At 69.6% G+C, this 18,346-nt stretch carries 20 protein-coding genes, 1 tRNA gene and 1 riboswitch; of the genes, 12 read left to right on the forward strand and 9 right to left on the reverse strand.

Annotation, left to right across the window (positions count from 1 at the left end):
* Positions 1–180 precede the first annotated feature (180 nt).
* Positions 181–933: an MBL fold metallo-hydrolase gene (locus tag O3X23_RS05420; protein ID WP_269269964.1), complete on the forward strand. Its 753-nt coding sequence runs from the start codon at positions 181–183 to the stop codon at positions 931–933.
* Between the two features lie 34 nt (positions 934–967).
* Here O3X23_RS05420 and O3X23_RS05425 read toward each other — a convergent pair whose 3' ends face one another.
* From O3X23_RS05425 to O3X23_RS05435, 3 genes are all read right to left on the reverse strand, one after another.
* Entirely contained in the window at positions 968–1,516 is a 549-nt protein-coding gene (locus tag O3X23_RS05425) for a Uma2 family endonuclease (RefSeq protein ID WP_269270096.1), read from the reverse strand.
* A 78-nt stretch (positions 1,517–1,594) separates the two neighbouring features.
* Positions 1,595–2,845 (reverse strand): PTS transporter subunit EIIC, encoded by a 1,251-nt coding sequence (locus tag O3X23_RS05430; protein WP_269269965.1) that lies wholly within the window; start codon positions 2,843–2,845, stop codon positions 1,595–1,597.
* 230 nt (positions 2,846–3,075) lie between these two features.
* Entirely contained in the window at positions 3,076–4,377 is a 1,302-nt protein-coding gene (locus O3X23_RS05435; RefSeq protein WP_269269966.1) for a PTS transporter subunit EIIC, read from the reverse strand.
* A 246-nt stretch (positions 4,378–4,623) separates the two neighbouring features.
* Between O3X23_RS05435 and O3X23_RS05440 the strand changes: the two genes are divergently transcribed.
* The 4 genes from O3X23_RS05440 to rdgB all read left to right on the forward strand — a co-directional run bounded on the left by O3X23_RS05440 (position 4,624) and on the right by rdgB (position 6,825).
* A complete protein-coding gene (locus tag O3X23_RS05440; RefSeq protein ID WP_138356607.1) occupies positions 4,624–4,863 on the forward strand; it encodes a glucose PTS transporter subunit EIIB in 240 nt (79 codons plus the stop codon).
* Positions 4,864–4,948: 85 nt separating this feature from the next.
* Positions 4,949–5,671 (forward strand): ribonuclease PH, encoded by a 723-nt coding sequence (rph, locus tag O3X23_RS05445; RefSeq protein WP_269269967.1) that lies wholly within the window; start codon positions 4,949–4,951, stop codon positions 5,669–5,671.
* Between the two features lie 126 nt (positions 5,672–5,797).
* Entirely contained in the window at positions 5,798–6,187 is a 390-nt protein-coding gene (locus tag O3X23_RS05450) for a hypothetical protein (protein WP_269269968.1), read from the forward strand.
* A gap of 35 nt (positions 6,188–6,222) precedes the next feature.
* On the forward strand, positions 6,223–6,825 hold the full coding sequence (gene rdgB / locus O3X23_RS05455; RefSeq protein ID WP_269269969.1) for an RdgB/HAM1 family non-canonical purine NTP pyrophosphatase: 603 nt from the start codon (positions 6,223–6,225) through the stop codon (positions 6,823–6,825).
* 64 nt (positions 6,826–6,889) lie between these two features.
* Here rdgB and O3X23_RS05460 read toward each other — a convergent pair.
* The 4 genes from O3X23_RS05460 to bcp form a co-directional block, all read right to left on the reverse strand.
* Positions 6,890–6,962 (reverse strand) — tRNA-Leu (locus tag O3X23_RS05460).
* A gap of 47 nt (positions 6,963–7,009) precedes the next feature.
* Complete coding sequence (locus O3X23_RS05465) at positions 7,010–7,846, reverse strand: HNH endonuclease (RefSeq protein WP_269269970.1); 837 nt, start codon at positions 7,844–7,846, stop codon at positions 7,010–7,012.
* Complete coding sequence (locus O3X23_RS05470) at positions 7,843–8,469, reverse strand: HNH endonuclease signature motif containing protein (protein WP_269269971.1); 627 nt, start codon at positions 8,467–8,469, stop codon at positions 7,843–7,845. Before O3X23_RS05470 ends, O3X23_RS05465 begins: the two co-directional genes overlap by 4 nt.
* Positions 8,470–8,766: 297 nt before the next feature.
* Positions 8,767–9,234 carry a thioredoxin-dependent thiol peroxidase gene (gene bcp, locus O3X23_RS05475; protein ID WP_269269972.1) on the reverse strand — a complete coding sequence of 156 codons (468 nt, stop codon included), beginning with the start codon at positions 9,232–9,234 and terminating at the stop codon, positions 8,767–8,769.
* A 132-nt stretch (positions 9,235–9,366) separates the two neighbouring features.
* Here bcp and O3X23_RS05480 point away from each other — a divergent pair, with 132 nt between their 5' ends.
* From O3X23_RS05480 to O3X23_RS05490, 3 genes are all read left to right on the forward strand, one after another.
* Positions 9,367–9,690 (forward strand): DUF3618 domain-containing protein, encoded by a 324-nt coding sequence (locus O3X23_RS05480; RefSeq protein ID WP_269269973.1) that lies wholly within the window; start codon positions 9,367–9,369, stop codon positions 9,688–9,690.
* A 49-nt stretch (positions 9,691–9,739) separates the two neighbouring features.
* Complete coding sequence (locus O3X23_RS05485) at positions 9,740–10,042, forward strand: GroES family chaperonin (RefSeq protein ID WP_250980180.1); 303 nt, start codon at positions 9,740–9,742, stop codon at positions 10,040–10,042.
* Positions 10,043–10,109: riboswitch (guanidine-III (ykkC-III) riboswitch) on the forward strand.
* 32 nt (positions 10,110–10,141) lie between these two features.
* Positions 10,142–10,462 carry a DMT family transporter gene (locus O3X23_RS05490; RefSeq protein ID WP_269269974.1) on the forward strand — a complete coding sequence of 107 codons (321 nt, stop codon included), beginning with the start codon at positions 10,142–10,144 and terminating at the stop codon, positions 10,460–10,462.
* A gap of 5 nt (positions 10,463–10,467) precedes the next feature.
* Here the strand turns inward: O3X23_RS05490 and O3X23_RS05495 are convergent, their stop codons facing one another.
* Positions 10,468–12,744 (reverse strand): transglycosylase domain-containing protein, encoded by a 2,277-nt coding sequence (locus tag O3X23_RS05495; RefSeq protein WP_269269976.1) that lies wholly within the window; start codon positions 12,742–12,744, stop codon positions 10,468–10,470.
* 289 nt (positions 12,745–13,033) lie between these two features.
* On the opposite strand from O3X23_RS05495, the gene O3X23_RS05500 reads away from it, so the two are divergent.
* The 3 genes from O3X23_RS05500 to O3X23_RS05510 all read left to right on the forward strand — a co-directional run bounded on the left by O3X23_RS05500 (position 13,034) and on the right by O3X23_RS05510 (position 15,718).
* Positions 13,034–13,843: an ABC transporter permease gene (locus tag O3X23_RS05500; RefSeq protein ID WP_269269977.1), complete on the forward strand. Its 810-nt coding sequence runs from the start codon at positions 13,034–13,036 to the stop codon at positions 13,841–13,843.
* A 97-nt stretch (positions 13,844–13,940) separates the two neighbouring features.
* Entirely contained in the window at positions 13,941–14,705 is a 765-nt protein-coding gene (locus O3X23_RS05505) for an ABC transporter permease (protein ID WP_269270097.1), read from the forward strand.
* 11 nt (positions 14,706–14,716) lie between these two features.
* The gene (locus tag O3X23_RS05510) at positions 14,717–15,718 is read left to right on the forward strand and encodes an ABC transporter ATP-binding protein (RefSeq protein ID WP_269269978.1); all 1,002 of its coding nucleotides are present in this window, start codon (positions 14,717–14,719) and stop codon (positions 15,716–15,718) included.
* Here O3X23_RS05510 and O3X23_RS05515 read toward each other — a convergent pair.
* On the reverse strand, positions 15,707–16,849 hold the full coding sequence (locus O3X23_RS05515; RefSeq protein ID WP_269269979.1) for an aminotransferase class V-fold PLP-dependent enzyme: 1,143 nt from the start codon (positions 16,847–16,849) through the stop codon (positions 15,707–15,709). The two genes, O3X23_RS05510 and O3X23_RS05515, sit on opposite strands and share 12 nt — an antisense overlap.
* Positions 16,850–16,989: 140 nt before the next feature.
* Between O3X23_RS05515 and O3X23_RS05520 the strand changes: the two genes are divergently transcribed.
* Positions 16,990–18,345, forward strand: a complete 1,356-nt coding sequence (locus tag O3X23_RS05520) for a DUF445 domain-containing protein (protein WP_269269980.1) — start codon at positions 16,990–16,992, stop codon at positions 18,343–18,345.
* The last annotated feature ends 1 nt before the right edge of the window (position 18,346 follow it).

The raw sequence follows: 18,346 nt of genomic DNA on the forward strand, positions 1-18,346 counted from the left end.
GAACCGACCGTACCGGCCGCCCCTCGTACTGGTGATTCCGCCCACAACGGGGCGCTGAGGAGGCGCGTCGGCCCGCCCCGCGCCTTACTCTCGTCAACACGTGGCGGACCGCACCCGCCTAACCCCCCACTCCAACCGGTATGGGGGCGATCTGTGGCGCGCCCACGGAGGTTTCACGGCATGAAGCTCACCGTCGTCGGCTGCTCGGGGTCGTTCCCGTCCGCGGAATCGGCCTGCTCGAGCTACCTCGTCGAGGCCGACGGCTTCCGGCTGCTGCTCGACATGGGCAACGGAGCCCTGGGCGAACTCCAGCGCCACTGCGGCCTCTACGACCTGGACGCGGTCCTGCTCAGCCATCTGCACGCCGACCACTGCATCGACATGTGCGGCTACTTCGTGGCCCGTTACTACCGCCACGACGGCGGCCCCGCCGACGCCATCCCCGTCTACGGACCGGAAGGCACCGAACGCCGCCTCTCCACCGCCTACGGCGACATGCCCGACGAGAAGTGCATGAGCGAGGTCTTCGACTTCCGCACCCTGGAACCCGGCAGCTTCACCCTCGGCCCCTTCACCATCACCACCGACCGGGTCAGCCACCCCGTCGAGGCGTTCGGCTTCCGCATCGAGCACAACGGCCGCACCCTGACGTACTCCGGCGACACCGGCCCCTGCGACGCCCTGCTCGGGCTCGCCGCGGGCACCGACCTCTTCCTGTGCGAGGCATCCTTCACCCACGGCAAGGAAGACATCCCCGAATTGCACCTCAACGGCCGCCAGGCCGGCGAACACGCCGACCGCGCCGGCGCCGGGCGCCTCGTCCTCACCCACATCCCGCCCTGGACCGACCCCGCCCGCAACCTCACCGACGCCCGCGCCGTCTTCGACGGCCCCGTAGAACTCGCCACCTCAGGCGCGGTCTACGAGCTCTGAGCCGGCAGGCGACCTCCGGCCGCCCGGTCCGGACTCAGAAGACGGACGTGTCCAGTTCCAGGTCGAACGGGTGCGGAAGCAGGACCGCCAGGCCGAACGGGTGCGGGCCCTCCGCGTGCGTGTACCCGAGCCGGGACCGCTGCGAGTACAGCGTGCACGTCCGGTCCTGTCGGTCCACCCACAGGTACAGGGGCGCGCCGTACTCGGCGTAGCGGCGCCGCTTGACCGTGCGGTCGGTGTCCGCGTCGGACTCCGACGTCACCTCGACCACCAGCAGCGTCTGATCCGGCAGCAGCGCCCCGGCCCCCTTGGCCAGCGCCCGCGGAACCACCGCCACATCGGGTACGTACCAGTTGCTGCTGCCCGGCAGATCCAGGTTGCCCGATCCGGAGACACATTCCAGCCGGCGCACCACCGGGCCGATCTGCTCGCGGATGCTGTCAGCGGCGGCCTCATGGTCCCAGGTCGGAGACACGGGCTCGATCACTCCCTCGACGATCTGGACGCGGTCACCCTTGACGTGCTGGATGGCGAATCTCAGAGCCGCTTCCGGATCGACGTCGGCGTAGGCATGCGATAACAGCGCGAGGCCCCCGGAACCGTACGGTTCCGGGGGCCTCGCGTCGTGCTGTGCCCGCTCAGTGGGCGGGGGTCACCGGGCTTACGCCTTGGTGAGGTCCTCGATCTCCTCCTCGGGCTCGCGGCCCGGGGTGGTGAGGTTGAACTTGGTGATCGCGAAGCGGAAGACCACGTAGTAGATCACCGCGAAGCAGAGCCCGATCGGGATGATCAGCCACGGCTTGGTGGAGAGGTTCCAGTTCAGCGCGTAGTCGATGAAGCCCGCCGAGAAGGTGAAGCCGGCGTGCACGCCCAGCGCCCAGGTGACGGCCATCGAGACGGCGGTCAGCACGGCGTGGATCGCGTAGAGCACCGGGGCGATGAACATGAACGAGAACTCGATCGGCTCGGTGATGCCGGTGACGAACGAGGTCAGCGCGAGCGAGATCATCATGCCCATGACGGCCTTGCGGCGCTCGGGGCGGGCGCAGTGCGCGATGGCGATGGCGGCGGCCGGCAGGCCGAACATCATGATCGGGAAGAAGCCCGACATGAACTGTCCGGCGGTGGGGTCACCGGCGAAGAAGCGGGTCAGGTCGCCGTGCACGACCTCGCCTGCGGAGTTCTTGAAGTCACCGAGCTGGAACCAGGAGACCGAGTTCACGAACTGGTGCATGCCGACCGGGATCAGCGCGCGGTTGATGAGGCCGAACAGACCGGCGCCGACGGCGCCCAGACCGGTCATCCACACACCGAAGTCGCTGATGACCTTGCCGACCGGCTCCCAGCCGAGGCCGAATATGACACCGACGAGCGTGCCGACGAAGGCCATGATGATCGGGACCAGGCGGCGGCCGTTGAAGAAGCCGAGCCAGTCGACCAGCTGCTTGCGGTGGTAGCGCTGCCACAGGACCGCGGCGAGCAGACCCATGATGATGCCGCCGAGGACGCCGGGGTTGTTGTAGACCGCCGGGTCGTCCTTGCCCGCCTTGAGGACGGCCTCGGTGACCGGGAACGCCTTCAGGACGTTGCTGTAGACCAGGAAGCCGACCAGTGCGGCGAGCGCGGTCGAGCCGTCGGCCTTCTTGGCGAAGCCGATCGCCACACCGATACAGAACAGCATCGGCAGGTTGTCGAACACCGCGCCGCCGGCGGTCGCGAAGACGGCCGCGACCTTGTGCCAGCCGAGGCCCTTGTCGCCGAACACATCGTCCTGGCCGAGGCGGAGCAGGATGCCCGCGGCAGGCAGGACGGCGATCGGCAGCTGGAGGCTGCGACCGACCTTCTGCAGACCGGAAAAGAGACCGGAGCCCCGCTTCTTCGCGGGGGCCGCCGTAGCGGTGGCCGTACTCATCAGATTCCTCCTGGTGAGGCGGGCGCTTCAAGAGGGGACGGCCCGCCGCTATGGTCTATACCACTAAGTGGTGTAGACCAGTTTTAACACGTCGGGGCGGGATAAAGGAATCCCCAGTTCCGATTCTTCTTCAGTGGTCTGGACCACAAACGAACGGCCCCCGAGTCCAAGGACTCGGGGGCCGTTCGGGGTGGGCCGTTTTGCCCGGATATCTCCGGGTGGATGCCGCGCTACTTGAGGTTCTCCGCTTCCAGTTCGTCCCCCACTTCGTCCGGCTCGCGGCCGGGCGTCTGGAGGTTGAATCTGGTGATCACGAATCGGAAGAGGGCGTAGTACGCGATCGCGAAGGCGACCCCGATCGGAATGATCAGCCAGGGCTTGGTGGCCAGTCCCCAGTTGATGACGTAGTCGATCAGGCCGGCCGAGAAGCTGAAGCCGTCATGCACGCCCAGCCCCCAGGTGACCGCCATGGAGAGGCCGGTCAGCAGGGCATGGATCGCGAACAGGAGGGGGGCGATGAAGAGGAACGAGTACTCGATCGGCTCCGTGATGCCGGTGATCAGCGACGTCAGGCCGATCGACACCATCATGCCGGTGATCTCCTTGCGGCGGTGCGGCTTGGCGCAGTGCGCCATGGCCAGCGCGGCGGCCGGCAGGGCGAACATCATGATCGGGAAGAAGCCCGACATGAACTGGCCCGCGGTCGGGTCGCCCGCCAGGAAGCGGGGGATGTCCCCGTGCACCACCATGCCGTCCGGCTTGGTGAAGTCGCCGAACTGGAACCAGACGAACACGTTCAGGAACTGGTGCAGACCGATCGTCAGCAGGGCGCGGTTGGCGACACCGAAGATGCCCGAACCACCGGAGCCCAGGTCCACCATCCACTGGCTGAAGCTGGTGAGCGCGTCGCCGATCGGCGGCCAGATCCACACGCAGATGACCGCGAAGACGATCGCCACGAACGACATGATGATCGGGACCAGCCGGCGGCCGTTGAAGAAGCCGAGCCAGTCGACCAGCTTGGTCCGGTGATAGCGCATCCACAGGTAGGCCGTCGCCAGGCCGATCACGATGCCGCCGAAGACACCCGGGTTCTGGAAGGCGGCCGCGGTGACCGTCGTACCCTCCAGGCAGACCCCGGTGGAGAACTTCGCGTTGCCGCCGCAGTCCACCGGGAACTGGTGCAGCACGCTGAAGTAGACGAGGTAGCCCACGACCGCCGCCAGCGCGGTCGAACCGTCCGCCTTCTTGGCCATGCCGATCGCCACACCCACGGCGAACAGCATCGGGAGGCCGAGTGAACCGTCCAGCAGCGCGCCGCCCGCGCCGGCGAAGACCTTGGCGACGTTGTCCCAGCCCAGCCCGTCCGCGCCGAAGACATCCGGCTGGCCGAGCCGGTTCAGAATGCCCGCCGCGGGGAGCACGGCGATCGGCAGCTGCAGGCTGCGGCCCATCTTCTGCAGCCCCTGGAAGAAGGTGCTGGTCCACTTCTTCTGTGATCGCTGCCCGACGGCGGCGTTCTCCGAACTCATCGGTGGCCTCCTGGTGGGTGCCGCCCCGGCGGCATCGTGTCGCCCGGTTGCGTCTCCTGTTTGTCGCTTGGCCCAAAGTGGTGTAGACCATTTACGACGTGGGTGGCACTACGCCCCCGAGGGCACGGCACCAGTGATCGTTATCTTTCGCCACAAACCGGAACCCTGCCCGCGAAGATGGGCCAAACGTGCGTTACCGTTTGAAACCGGACCGGGCCGCCGGGCCGAGACACTCAGGAGTGAGCAATGGCCACCAAGGCTGAGCAGATCGTCGCCGGACTCGGCGGACTCGACAACATCGAAGAGGTCGAGGGCTGCATCACCCGCCTCCGCACCGAGGTCAAGGACCCCGGCCTCGTCGACGAGGCTGCCCTCAAGAAGGCCGGCGCCCACGGCGTCGTCAAGATGGGCACCGCGATCCAGGTCGTCATCGGCACCGACGCCGACCCCATCGCCGCCGACATCGAAGACATGATGGACAACTGAGCCCACCCCTCAGCGCACCACCACCCGCGGGGGCCCCTTCCGACACCGGAACGGGCCCCCGCGGTTTGTCGATAGGCTCGGGACCATGTCTCGATTCGATGGCCGCACCCCCGAACAGCTCCGCCCCGTCACCATCCAACGCGGATGGAGCAAGCACGCCGAGGGCTCGGTCCTCGTCTCCTTCGGCGACACCAAAGTCCTCTGCACCGCCAGCGCCACCCAAGGCGTACCCCGCTGGCGCAAGGGCAGCGGCGAAGGCTGGGTCACCGCCGAATACTCCATGCTCCCGCGCGCCACCAACACCCGCGGCGACCGCGAATCCGTCCGCGGCAAGATCGGCGGCCGCACCCACGAGATCTCCCGCCTCATCGGACGCTCGCTCCGCGCCGTCATCGACTACAAAGCCCTCGGCGAGAACACCATCGTCCTCGACTGCGACGTCCTCCAGGCCGACGGCGGCACCCGCACCGCCGCCATCACCGGCGCCTACGTCGCCCTCGCCGACGCCGTCACCTTCATGCAGCAGAAGAAGCTCATCCGCGCCACCGCCAAACCCCTCACCGGCACCGTCGCCGCCGTCAGCGTCGGCATCGTCGACGGCGTACCCCTCCTCGACCTCGCCTACGAAGAAGACGTCAAGGCCGAGACCGACATGAACGTCGTCTGCACCGGCGACGGCCGCTTCATCGAAGTCCAGGGCACCGCCGAAGGCGCCCCCTTCGACCGCACCGAACTCAACGCCCTCCTCGACCTCGCCGTCGGCGGCTGCGCGGAACTGACCGCCGCTCAACTCGCCGTACTCGGCTGAGCGCACGCCGACCAAGGCCCGCGTGAAAGCTGTCACTTTCGCTCAACCAGGCAACTGGGGCGGCGCACGGCGCGTGTCTACCGGTACAGATCTCATACGGAGATCACACGGGGGAGGAACCCACCCATGGCCACGCGCCGCCGCCTCACCATCGCCGCACTCGCCGCGGCCGCCGCCCTGACGCTCCCGGCCGCCGCCGGCTGCAGCGCCATCGACAAGGCACTCGACTGCGCCCAAGTGGCCGCCGCGGTCGCCGGCGACGTCCAGAACCTGCAGAACGCCGTCAGCAACGCCGGCAACAGCCCGCAGGACGCCGTCAACGCCCTCGACCAGATCTCCCGCGACCTCAAGGACATCGGCAGCAAAACCAACAACGCCGACGTCACCAAGGCCGTCAACGACCTCAACACCGCCGTCCAGAACGCCCGCACGGCCGCCAACAAGGGCACCACCCCCGACGTGTCGCCGGTCGCGGACGCGGCAGGCGAACTCACCAAGGTCTGCACCCCGGGCTGACCGGGCGACCGGAACGACGCGCGATAATCGACGCCATGCAGCGCCTCGTCCTCGCGACCCGAAACGCCCACAAAGTCACCGAACTCCGCGCCATCCTCGCCGACACAGGTCTCGCCGTGGACCTCGTCGGCGCGGACGCCTACCCCGAGATCCCCGACGTCAGGGAAACCGGCGTCACCTTCGCCGAGAACGCCCTCCTCAAGGCCCACACCCTGGCCCGGGCCACCGGCCTGCCCGCCGTCGCCGACGACTCCGGCCTCTGCGTCGACGTCCTCGGCGGCGCCCCCGGCATCTTCTCCGCCCGCTGGGCCGGCACCCACGGCGACGACGCCGCCAACCTCGCCCTGCTCCTCGCCCAGCTCTCCGACATCGCCGACCCCCACCGCGCCGCGCACTTCGCCTGCGCGGCAGCCCTCGCCCTCCCGGACGGCACCGAACGCCTAGTGGAAGGCCGCCTCCCCGGCACCCTCCGCCACACCCCCACGGGCACCGGCGGCTTCGGCTACGACCCGATCCTCCAGCCGGACGGCGACACCCGCACCTGCGCCGAACTGACTCCGTCGGAGAAGAACGCGATCAGCCACCGCGGCGTGGCGTTCAGGGCCCTGGCGCCCCTGGTCGCCGAACTTCTCGGCTGAGCCGCCACAGAGGCAACGAGCCTCCAGCCTTCGAAAGGAAGGCTGGAGGCTCCTTTTTGCTTCGTGCGCCTGGTCAGATTCGAACTGACAACCACTAGTTCCTAGGACTAGCCTCTCTGCCGTTGGAGTACAGGCGCGCGGCTGACGCCCACTCTACTGGCTCGGGTCCTGGAGCTGGGAGGGGTTATCGAAGGGCTTTGGGACGTGCGAACGTCTCTGTCTGGCTGTGACAGGACGGACAGAAGTAGCGCAGGTTCTTGGGCCGGTTGTCCAGTCGGTCGCCGTTGCTGTGGTCGATCTCCAGCACGAGCCGCTTGCCCTGCCAGGTGTCTCCGACGCCGCAGGCAGCGCACTGGTGGGGCACGCCGACTTCGTCGAGGGCGCGCCGCAGGAGGGTGGTCTTCGTGCGCCCGGATCCCGTCTCAAGGTGTCGCAGGACCTCGGCTGCGGACCGGCGTTTCGGTGATACCTTCCCGCGGTTGTGCCCTTGACCTGTGAAGTGCCTGCACGACAAACGGTAGTCGGCGATGCCGGACCTCACGCGTGCGCGATTTCCTCCGTTGTCGGGAAGCCCGAGATGGCGGAGAACGCCGGCCAGGCTTACAGCTTTCGCAACCGCAGGCCCCAGCCGGTCGAGCGGGAGGGACTTTCCGCCATACCTGACCCCACTGGTGAAGTGCGAGGTGTCGATTCCGAAGCGGTCCAGTTTCGTCCTGATGTGGCTGTACGGACTGTCGTTCGGCGGGTAGCCCATGAACTCGAACATCTCACGGATGCTGTGACAACAGGCAGCGGCCTCCTCGAGCAGAACCCTCGGGTACGCGCGGCGCTCGCGCTCGGGAAGTGGTTCGTCGGTGAAGTGCGACGTGTCGATGCCGTAGTGCCGTAGGCGGTCGCGCAGGTATCCGTACGGACCGCTCCTCAGCGGCACGTTCAGCCTGCGCAGCAGATCGACGAGGCTGCTGGAGATCGGCGCCGTCCGGGCCAGCAGGTCGCGGGGATAGTTGACGTGCCCGCTCATGCCGTGGCCCTGCGCTTGCGGCCGCGATACGTGTCGGTCACGGCGTGGCAGTTGGGGCAGAGCAGCCGAAGGTTCTCCGGGCGGTTGTCCCACCAACTGCCGTCGACGTGGTCGACTTCGAGGCGGAGAGGCTTACCGTTCCACTCGGTGCCGACGCCACACATCGTGCAGATCTCCGGGACCGCGCGGCGTGATAGTTCCCGGCGCAGCCGTTCGCCGGAGATCCTGCCGTCTGCCGGTGTTCCTAGGACGAGTCGGTCTCCGGTCGGCCGTTTCGGGCGGCTCGCGCTGGGTGCCGAGAAGTGCGAGGTGTCGAGGCCGAGCGCGATGATGCGGCGGCCGATGTGGGCCTGGTTGCCGCCGACCGGGTTGATGCCGAGGCGGCGGACGACTTCGGCGACGCTGCGTGAGGAGGCGACCAGTTCGCGCAGGATCTCTTCGGTGTGCCGCACCCGGCGGGTGGTGAAGTGCGAGATGTCGATGCCCGCCTGAGCCATTTTGGTGCGGAGGTAGCTCCGGCTGCCCGGCGTCGGGTCGCCTCCGCACCACCGGACGGCTTCGTCGAGGCTTGTCGTTTCGCGGGCGGCCTCGGCCAGGAGCGCGTGGGTGTATCTGACGGACATGGGGATCCCCCTCCGGATCGGGTGGTGGGAGGGGATTCCTTGCAGCCGCTACCGGGGAATCCCTCGCTCACCGGTGGTGGCTGCAGAGCCCTGGGTGCGGCTGCCTGTCGCAGCCTCGTACGTACTAACGAGGCATTCGGGTGACGGTCACGCCCCGGGCCGCGCCCGGGGGTTGGAAGCGGGGGGTGGGGGACTGGGCGGCGGTGCTGGTCCGCGGGCTCCTGCGCGCTGCGTGCGGGAGTGGTACCAAGGCCCCGGGGTTCGGGGCCTTGGTCCACTCCGGACGTCGGGGGTTGCTCAGACCTTCAGGTCCTTGATGAGCTTGGCGACGTGGCCGGTGGCCTTGACGTTGTAGAAGGCGTGTTCGACCTTGCCGTCGGCGCCGACGATCACGGTGGAGCGGATGACGCCGGTGACGGTCTTGCCGTAGAGCTTCTTCTCGCCGAAGGCGGCGTAGGCCTCGAGCACCTTCTTGTCCGGATCGCCCACCAGGGTGACCTTCAGGGACTCCTTCTCGCGGAACTTGGCGAGCTTCTCGGGCTTGTCGGGGGAGACGCCGATCACGTCGTAGCCGGCGGCCGCGAGCAGGTCGAGGTTGTCGGTGAAGTCGCACGCCTGCTTGGTGCAGCCGGGGGTGAGGGCGGCCGGGTAGAAGTAGACGATGACCTTGCGGCCGGCGTGGTCGGCGAGGGAGACGGGCTTGCCGTCGGCGTCCGGAAGGGTGAAGGCGGGGGCGGTGTCGCCGGGCTGGAGGCGTTCGGTCATGGGTGAGGGCTCCTTACGCGGGTACACGCGGGGTACTCCCGGGTACGCAAACGGGGTGCCGACGGGGCGCGGTCCGCGTCGGGCTGACAGACTGTTCGTCACGGTACCGGTCTAGGCGTTGGAGGCAGTGCGGTGTCGGAAGGCAGGACTCCCGCTCAGATTGAAGCGGAGATCTCCCGTAGGCGGCAGGATCTGGCCGCGACGCTGGACGAGATCGCGGTAAGGGTGCACCCGACCACGGTCGCGCGGGATGTGAAGGCGAAGGCCTTCTCCGCGGTCGACCGGACGGTGGGCCAGGCTTATGTGGCGGCGCATCGCGCGGTGAGTGACGCCCGCGGGCACTTCGTGTCCGAGGAGGGTGTGCTGCGGGTGGGTCGGGTGGTGCCGGTGGCGGTGGCCGCGGTGGCGTTGGTCGCTGTGGTGGCCGGGCTCTCGGTCCGTCGGCGTCGCCGGTAACGTCGTCGCCGTGAGTTCCAAGGATGAGCACGACAAGCTGCCGATCCGGATGCTGCATGACCGGGTGCTGGTGCGGGCCGAAGGTTCCGAGGGGGAGCGCCGCTCGGGTGGCGGCATCCTCATTCCCGCGACGGCCGCGGTGGGCCGGCGGCTGGCGTGGGCGGCGGTGGTCGCGGTGGGCCAGAACGTGCGGACGGTGGAGGTCGGGGACCGGGTGCTGTACGACCCGGAGGACCGGGCCGAGGTCGAGGTGCGGGGTGTCGCGTACGTGCTGATGCGCGAGCGGGATCTGCACGCGGTCGCGTCCGAGCGGTTGCAGGGCTCGGAGGACTCCACGGGCCTCTATCTGTAAGTTTGCTATCGTCGGAGGGAGCCCGACGAGACGCGCCGTACCGGGACCCATGCAAAGACGACGCACCCCCTGGAAGCAAGAAACCATGGAGGTGCCGTCATGGCATGGGTCCTTTTGTGCGTCGCGGGTCTGGTCGAGGTCGCGTGGTCGATCGGTATGAAGTACACCGAGGGGTTCACGCGGCTGTGGCCGAGTGTGTTCACGGGTGCGGGCATCGTGGTGAGCATGATGCTGTTGTCGCAGGCCGCGAAGACGCTGCCGATCGGTACGGCGTACGGCGTGTGGGTGGGCATCGGTGCTGCGGGGGCGGCGGTCCTGGGCATGGTGGTGCTGGGTGAGCCGGCGACCGCCGCCCGTATCTTCTTCATCTGTCTGCTGCTGGTGGCCGTCGTGGGCCTGAAGGCCACGTCGGGGCATTAGGAACGTCAGCCCCCGTCGGGGCCGCCGTCCCTGCCGTCCCCGCCGCCGTCGCCGGCTCCGCCGACCGCTCCGCCGCTGGGCAGCAGGGTCGGGGGTCCGCTGGTCGGGGGCGGGGTGTCGGTGGGGGTCTCCGTCGGGGTTTCGGACGGCGTCTGGGACGGGGTCTGGGACGGCGTCTGCGAGGGCGGGCTGGACGGGGTCTGGGGCGGGGTGGTGGACGGTGTCGCTGACGTGGGTGGTGTGGTGGGGGCCTCGGTCGGGGCGGCGGCGCCGTCCTGCAGTTCGAGGTCGAAGTCGATGTCCTCGGTGCCGCTGAGGGCGGCCTCGGTGTAGGAGGCCCAGACTTCGCCGGGCGCGCCGCCGCCGTTCACGCGGTCGACTCCCAGGGCGCCGTTGAGCGACTTGTGGTCGCCGGTGTCGGGGTCCTGGCCCATCACGGCGACGACGGTGGCGAGGTTCGGCGTGTAGCCGGCGAACCAGGCGGCCTGGTCCTCGTCGATGGTGCCGGTCTTGGCGGCGGAGGTGTGGCCGGACTCCTGGGCGACGGAGGCGGTGCCGCCGTCGACGACGCTCTGCAGGATGGACGTGGTGGTGTCGGCCGCCTCGCGGGGGACGGCCTGCCGGCTGTCGCGGTGGGGGAGGCTGAGGTCGCCGTTGTCCTTGGTGATCTTCTCGACGAGGGTGTACGGGATGTACTTGCCGTGGTTGGCGAGGGTCGCGTAGGTCTGGGCCATCTGGAGGGGGCTGGCCTCGGTGACGCCGAGGGCCATGGAGGGCACGTTCTCCAGCTTCACGGACTCGGGCATGCCGAGGGCGCGCACGGTCTCGTTGACCTTGGAGGGCCCGACGTCCTGGGCCATCTGCGCGTAGACCGCGTTGACGGACTTGTCCATCGCCTTGGTGACGGTGATGTCGCCGTAGCTGCGCCCGTCCTCGTTGGGCGGCGCGTAGCCGACCGGGCCGTTGGGGCCGATCACCGGGCGGCGGTTGTCGCCGTTGTAGATGGTGCGCGGGGTGATCGGGCGGTCGTCCTGGGTCTGGGAGTTGTTCTGGACGGCGGAGGCGAAGATGAAGGGCTTGAACGTCGAGCCGACCGCGTAGTCGGTGCGGGTGGCGTTGTTGACGTACTGCTTGGTGTAGTCGATGCCGCCGTACAGGGCGACGACCTTGCCGGTGGCGGGGTCGATGGAGGCGCCGCCGGCGCGGACGTAGCTGTCGGCCTTGGTGGTGCCGAGCTGGTCGTAGACGTTCTTCTTGGTGGCGGCGACGAAGGCGTCCTCCTTGGGCTTCTGGATGGTGGTGACGATCCGGTAGCCGCCGGCGCGCAGGGTTTCGGCGTCGATGATGTTGTTGTCGTCGAGGTAGTCGTTGACGGCCTCGATGATGTAGCCGCGCTGGCCGGACTTGCTGGCGGCGGGCTTGGGCTTGCCGGGGGTGGGGAATTTGGTGACGGCGCGTTCGGCGGCGCCGAGCCAGCCTTCCTTCACCATGCCGTCGAGGACGTAGTTCCACCGGGCCTCGGCCTTGGCGCGGTTCTGGGGGTGGGCGACGACGTCGTACTCGCTGGGGGCGTTGAGGAGGGTGGCGAGGTAGGCGCCTTCGGCGGTGGTGAGCTGGTCGGCGTCCTTGCTGAAGTAGGCCCGGGAGGCGGCCTGGATGCCGTACGAGTTGCGGCCGAAGTAGCTGGTGTTCAGATACCCCTCGAGGATTTCGTCCTTGGTCTCGTTGCGATCGAGTTTGATCGCGATGAAGAACTCCTTGACCTTGCGGAGTGCGGTCTGCTCCTGGTTGAGGTAGTAGTTCTTCACGTACTGCTGGGTGATCGTGGAGCCGGACTGCTTGCCCTTGCCGGTGACGGTGTTCCAGGCGGCGCGGATCATCGCTTTCGGGCTGACGGCGGACTCGTGGTAAAAGCCGCGGTCCTCGGCGGAGAGTGCCGCGTACTGGGCGGTCCTGGCGATCTGCGCGAGGGTGACGTTCTCGCGGTTGATCTCGCCGTCGCGGGCCAGTTCGGTCTTGCCGTCGGCGTAGAAGTAGACGTTGCTCTGGGCGGTGGCGGCGGCGTTGGGGTTCGGGATCGGCACCAGGGCGTAGCCGAGGAAGAACCCGCCGACGCAGATGAGCAGGACGACGATGACGGTGCTGGTCACCATCCGCCAGGTCGGGATGAGCCGGCCGAGGCCGGTGCGCTTGGGCCGTCCCCTGCGGTTGAGGGCCGGCGGTCGGGGCTCCCAGCCTGGCGAAGCGTTACTGCTTTTCTGCTGCTCCGGCTCGTCGCTCATGTCTGTTAGGACTCCTCCGCCGCCGCCGGGGTTGGTCCGCGACGGAACATCTTGGGTCAATCGTTACGTACGCCCCGTTGAACACTGTCGCATCATCCGTGCTTGTGCGATCAACGCCGCGCACCCGTGACAGGGCTGTGACAGGCCGAACGGCTGATCCGGGCCACTCGAACGGGTGGAAAACCATTGGCACCTCCCCCCGATGGGCGATTAAGCTCGGCGGCTTTGGCGCGAACGGCGGGTGCGGGTCCGGGCCCGGTCCGGGCCCTGACGGAGGGGACGTGGGGCGGTGGGCGGCCTTCGGCTGTACGCGGCGGTCGCATGGAGCGGCTTCCGGCGGTTCGCGACGTACCGGGTGGCGACGGCCGCGGGCGTCTTCACCAACACGGTCTTCGGTTTCATCCTCGCCTACACCTATATCGCGCTGTGGGACGCGCGTCCCGGGTTGGGCGGGTACGACCGGTCCCAGGCGTTGACGTATGTGTGGATCGGCCAGGCGCTGCTGATGGCCACGGCGATGATGGGCGGCGGATTCCAGGACGAGTTGATCGAGCGGGTGCGTACCGGGGATGTGGCGATCGACCTGTACCGGCCCGCCGACCTGCAGTTGTGGTGGCTCGCCACCGACCTGGGCCGGGCGGCCTTCCATCTGCTGGGCCGGGGCGTCGTGCCGATGCTGATCGGCTCGCTCGCCTTCGATCTGACGCTGCCGGCGTCCCCGCTGACCTGGCTGCTGTTCCTGGTGTCGGTGGCGCTGGGGGTCGTCGTCAGCTTCGCGTTGCGCTATCTCGTCGTACTGAGCGCGTTCTGGCTGCTCGACGGTGCCGGGGTCAGCCAGATCGCCGGGTTGGCGAGCATGTTCTTCTCCGGCGCGCTGCTGCCGCTGACGGTGTTCCCCGGCTGGCTGGGGGAGGTGGCGCGGGCCCTGCCGTGGGCGGCGCTGCAGCAGATTCCCGCCGATGTCTTCCTCGGCCGGCACACCGGCACCGGGCTGGTGCGGGTGTTCGCCTTCCAGGCGGGCTGGGCGCTGGCGCTGCTGGGGGCGGGGCGGGCGCTGCAGTCCGTGGCGACCAGGAAGGTGGTGGTGCAGGGTGGATGAGGGAGCGGCGTTGGCGTTCGCCGAGGAGCGCGCCGCAGAGCGCACCGAAGAGCGTCCGCTGGTCGACGGGCTGCGGGCGTACGGGTTGATCGTCGCGATGTGGGTGCGCTCCACGATGGCGTACCGGGCGTCGTTCCTGATGACCGCGCTCGGGAACTTCGCGACCACCGGCCTGGACTTCGCCACGATTCTGCTGATGTTCTCGCACGTCACGACGTTGGGCGGGTTCACGTTGCCCGAGGTGGCGTTCCTGTACGGGACGACCAGTACCGCCTTCGGGCTCGCCGATCTGACGATGGGCAGCATGGAGCGGCTCGGGCGCCGGGTACGGGACGGCACGCTGGACACGCTGCTGTTGCGCCCGGTGCCGGTACTCGCGCAGGTGGCCGCCGACCGGTTCGCGCTGCGGCGGCTGGGGCGCATCACCCAGGGCTTGCTGGTGCTGGGCTGGTCGCTGAGCCGGCTGGACATCGACTGGACCGTGCTGAAGGTGGCGATGATGCCGATGATGCTGCTCAGCGGGGGTGCGATCTTCGGGGCGGTGTTCGTGGCCGGGGCGGCCTTCCAGTTCTGGGCGGGGGACGCCTCCGAGGTGCAGAACTCCTTCACGTACGGCGGGAACACGCTGCTGCAGTACCCGCCGTCGATCTTCGCCACGGACCTGGTGCGCGGCGTCACCTTCATCGTGCCGCTGGCGTTCGTCAACTGGCTGCCCGCGCTGCGCATTCTGGGCCGCGACGATCCGCTGGCGCTGCCGGGGTGGCTGGACTTCGCGTCGCCGCTGGTGGCCGTGGTGTGCTGCGCGGTGGCCGGTCTGGCGTGGCGGACGGGCCTGCGGTCGTACCGGAGCACGGGAAGCTGAGGGAACGGAAGGTGGGGACAGTGGACGGTGGCGACGCGCACATCCAGGTCGACGCGGTGGAGAAGGTCTTCGACGTGCGCCGGAAGGCCGGGCGGTGGCGTCGTGAGCGGCACCAGGTGCGGGCGGTCGACGGAATCTCGTTCTCGGTGCCGCGCGGCGAGATGGTCGGGTACATCGGGCCGAACGGGGCCGGGAAGTCCACCACCATCAAGATGCTGACCGGGATCCTGATGCCGAGCGGGGGACGGGTGCGGGTCGCGGGGATCGATCCGACGCGGGACCGGACGAAGCTTGCGCGGCGGATCGGGGTGGTCTTCGGGCAGCGCACCACGCTGTGGTGGGATCTGCCGCTGAAGGACTCCTACCAGCTGGTGCGGCGGATGTACCGGATCGGGGACGGGCGGTACGCGAGGAACCTCGCGCGCTGCGTCGACCTCCTCGACCTCGGGCCGCTGCTGGACGTGCCGGTGCGCCAGTTGTCGCTGGGGCAGCGGATGCGCGGCGACATCGCGGCGGCGCTGCTGCACGATCCGGAGGTGCTGTACCTGGACGAGCCGACGATCGGTCTCGACGTGGTCAGCAAGGCGAAGGTGCGGGAGTTCCTGCGGACGGTCAACACCGAGCAGGGCACGACCGTGCTGCTGACCACGCACGATCTGACCGACATCGAGCAGCTCTGCGAGCGGGTCATGGTCATCGACCACGGGCGGCTGATGTACGACGGCGGTCTGGACGGGCTGCACGCGGTGGGGGAGAGCGAGCGCACGCTCGTCGTCGACTTCGAACGGGAGGTGCCGGCGGTGGTGGTGGCCGGCGCGCGGTGCGTGAAGGTCGAGGGGCCGCGGCAGTGGCTAGCGTTCCCCGCGGCGGCCAGCGCCGCGCCGCTGGTCGCCGAACTGGCGGCGCGCTATCCGCTGGTGGACCTGGCGGTGCGGGAGCCGGCGATCGAGGACGTCATCGCGCGGATGTACTCGACGGTGCCGGCGCAGCCGGCCAGGGGTTCAGCGCAGTGAGCTGAGGGCGGCGTGCACCCGATCGACGGCGGCCAGTGGCGTCGAGGCGTGCGCCGACAGGCGCAGCGAGTCCGTGCGGACGGTGGGGGTGACCTCGTATCCGTGCAGCGCCTTGGCGACGAGGCGCGGGTCGGTGCCGGGGACGCGGAAGGAGACGATGCCGGCGCGCTGCTCGGGGGCGACGGGGGAGAGCACCTCGCCGCCGCAGGCCAGAACGGTGTCGATGAGTTGGGCCACCCGGGTGGTGATGTGCTCCTCGATGGCGGGCACCCCGGACCGTTCGACCAGTTCCAGGGCGGCGGCGAGGGCGGCCGCGGTGACGGGGCTCAGGTTGGTGATGCTCCACCGCCGGGCGCCGGCGGCGGGCGGGTGCTCGCGGTCGTCAAAGACTCCCGCGTCCTCGACGCCGGTCCAGCCGGTGAGGGTGGGCTCCAGCCGTTCCAGCGCCCGGTCGGACAGGGCGGCGAAGCCGGTGCCCCAGCCGGCCCGCAGCCACTTCTGGCCGCCGGTGACGACGACGTCCGCGGCCTGCCAGGGCAGGTCGGCGATGCCGAAGCCCTGGATGGCGTCGACGACGAGCAGCCGGTCGCCGATCACCTCGCGGACCGCGGCGAGGTCGGCGCGCTGGCCGGTGCGGAAGTCCACGGCGCTCAGCGCGACGGCCACCACGTCGTCGCCCCCGGGACCGGTCAGGGCTTCGCGGACGGTGTCAGGGGTGATCAGGCCCCGCTGGTCGGGCTCCAGCGGGCGCGGTGCGGCCCGGCCGAGTTCCGCGGCGCGCCGCCAGGGGTACTGGTTGGAGGGGAACTCGCCCGACGGAACGAGGACGGTGCCTCCGGTGATGCCGAAGGCGGCGTGGAACAGGCCGGTGGACGTGTTCGGCAGCAGCACGACGTGGCCGGGGTCGGTCCCGGCCAGCCGGGCGGCGGCCTCCCGGGCCCGGGGCTCGGCGCGCATCAGGTCGTCCACCGTGCTGTGGGTGGCGCGCGCGGAGTCGGCCAGGGCCTGCGCGGTGGCGTCCAGCACGTCGCGGGACGGCGGGCCGTAGCGCGCGAAGTCCAGGTACCCCTCGGGCTCCTCGAAGTGTCCGGCGTAGCCGGGCAGCCCTCCGGTCCTGTCCTGCGCTGTCATCGCGGCTCGCTCCTTCGCTGGGGGGTTCCGGGACGGCGTCGGCAGCCGTCCGCCGTTCCTGGCGTGACTTCCCGGGACGCGGGGAACCTGTTGTTCGTTCCCAGGTTGGCAGTGGCGGTGACGATACGCGGGTGGAGCGGATGGAAGCAGCGGTAGTGAGCGATCCGGATGGCGGCCGGCGCGACGGCCCGGTCGGTGGTGCCGAAGGTCCGCGGGGCGGTCCGGGCGCGGCGCTGAGCGCCGCGGAGGTCGCCGACGAGGGCCGGCGCCGTGGGGTCCGCCGGATGAAGGTGATCGCGACCGGGCTGCTGCTGGCCGCGACGGTGGTGTACGCCCTGGCGAAGTGGGCGGACTCGGAGGGCGCCGGTTCCTGGGCGGGGTACGTGGCCGCCGCCGCGGAGGCGGGCATGGTGGGTGCGATGGCGGACTGGTTCGCCGTCACGGCGCTGTTCCGCCGCCCGCTGGGACTGCCGATCCCGCACACCGCGATCATCCCGACGAAGAAGGACGCCCTGGGGCACAGCCTGGGCGATTTCGTCGGCGAGAACTTCCTGTCGGCGGATGTCGTCAGGACCCGGCTGCGGGCCGTCGGCATCGGCTCGCGGCTCGGCAGCTGGCTCGCGGACCCCGAGCACGCCGACAAGGTGACGGAGCAGGCCGCGGCGGCGCTGCGCGGTGTGCTGAAGGTGCTGCGGGACTCCGACGTGCAGGCGGTGGTCGGTGAGGCGATCACCCGGCGCGCCGAGGGCCAGGAGGTGGCGCCGGGCGTCGGCAGGATGCTGGAGCGCGTCGTCGAGGACGGCGGGCACCGGCGGGTGGTCGACCTGGTCTGTGTGCGGGCGCACGAGTGGCTGGTGGAGCACGGCGACTCGGTGATGGACGCGGTGCAGGGCGGCGCGCCGGGGTGGACGCCCCGGTTCGTGGACCGCAAGGTCGGCGAGCGGGTCTACAAGGAGCTGGTGCGCTTCACCGCCGAGATGCGGGACATGCCGGACCACCCGGCGCGCGGCGCGGTCGACCGGTTCCTCGGGGACTTCGCCGTCGAGCTGCAGTCCGATCCGGACACCCGGGAGCGTGTCGAGCGGCTGAAGAAGGACCTGCTGGCGCGCGGCGAGGTGCAGGACCTGATCGAGTCGGCCTGGACCGCGGTCCGCGGCATGGTCGTGGCCGCCGCCGAGGACGAGCGCAGCGAGCTGCGGCTGCGGACCCGGGCGTCGCTGCTGTCGCTGGGCGCCCGGATGGCGACCGACGCCGCCCTGCAGGCGAAGGTGGACGGCTGGCTGGAGGACGCCGCCACGTATGTGGTGACGACCTACCGGGACGAGATCACGTCGCTGATCACCGAGACGGTGGCCGGCTGGGACGCCGACCAGACGTCGCGCAAGATCGAGGCGCATGTGGGGCGCGACCTCCAGTTCATCCGGATCAACGGAACGGTGGTGGGCGCGCTGGCGGGGCTCGCGATCTACACGGCGTCGCAGCTCTTCACGGGGTAGT

Origin of the sequence: Streptomyces sp. H39-S7 (assembly GCF_027158205.1) — a bacterium.
Classification (GTDB): Bacteria; Actinomycetota; Actinomycetes; order Streptomycetales; family Streptomycetaceae; genus Actinacidiphila.

Coding starts and splice junctions, on each gene's coding strand:
- O3X23_RS05420 (WP_269269964.1), top strand. CDS start 181: ATGAAGCTCACCGTCGTCGGCTGCTCGGGGTCGTTCCCGTCCGCGGAA.
- O3X23_RS05430 (WP_269269965.1), bottom strand. CDS start 2,845: ATGAGTACGGCCACCGCTACGGCGGCCCCCGCGAAGAAGCGGGGCTCC.
- O3X23_RS05435 (WP_269269966.1), bottom strand. CDS start 4,377: ATGAGTTCGGAGAACGCCGCCGTCGGGCAGCGATCACAGAAGAAGTGG.
- O3X23_RS05440 (WP_138356607.1), top strand. CDS start 4,624: ATGGCCACCAAGGCTGAGCAGATCGTCGCCGGACTCGGCGGACTCGAC.
- rph (WP_269269967.1), top strand. CDS start 4,949: ATGTCTCGATTCGATGGCCGCACCCCCGAACAGCTCCGCCCCGTCACC.
- O3X23_RS05450 (WP_269269968.1), top strand. CDS start 5,798: ATGGCCACGCGCCGCCGCCTCACCATCGCCGCACTCGCCGCGGCCGCC.
- rdgB (WP_269269969.1), top strand. CDS start 6,223: ATGCAGCGCCTCGTCCTCGCGACCCGAAACGCCCACAAAGTCACCGAA.
- O3X23_RS05465 (WP_269269970.1), bottom strand. CDS start 7,846: ATGAGCGGGCACGTCAACTATCCCCGCGACCTGCTGGCCCGGACGGCG.
- O3X23_RS05470 (WP_269269971.1), bottom strand. CDS start 8,469: ATGTCCGTCAGATACACCCACGCGCTCCTGGCCGAGGCCGCCCGCGAA.
- bcp (WP_269269972.1), bottom strand. CDS start 9,234: ATGACCGAACGCCTCCAGCCCGGCGACACCGCCCCCGCCTTCACCCTT.
- O3X23_RS05485 (WP_250980180.1), top strand. CDS start 9,740: ATGCTGCATGACCGGGTGCTGGTGCGGGCCGAAGGTTCCGAGGGGGAG.
- O3X23_RS05490 (WP_269269974.1), top strand. CDS start 10,142: ATGGCATGGGTCCTTTTGTGCGTCGCGGGTCTGGTCGAGGTCGCGTGG.
- O3X23_RS05495 (WP_269269976.1), bottom strand. CDS start 12,744: ATGAGCGACGAGCCGGAGCAGCAGAAAAGCAGTAACGCTTCGCCAGGC.
- O3X23_RS05505 (WP_269270097.1), top strand. CDS start 13,941: ATGTGGGTGCGCTCCACGATGGCGTACCGGGCGTCGTTCCTGATGACC.
- O3X23_RS05515 (WP_269269979.1), bottom strand. CDS start 16,849: ATGACAGCGCAGGACAGGACCGGAGGGCTGCCCGGCTACGCCGGACAC.
- O3X23_RS05520 (WP_269269980.1), top strand. CDS start 16,990: ATGGAAGCAGCGGTAGTGAGCGATCCGGATGGCGGCCGGCGCGACGGC.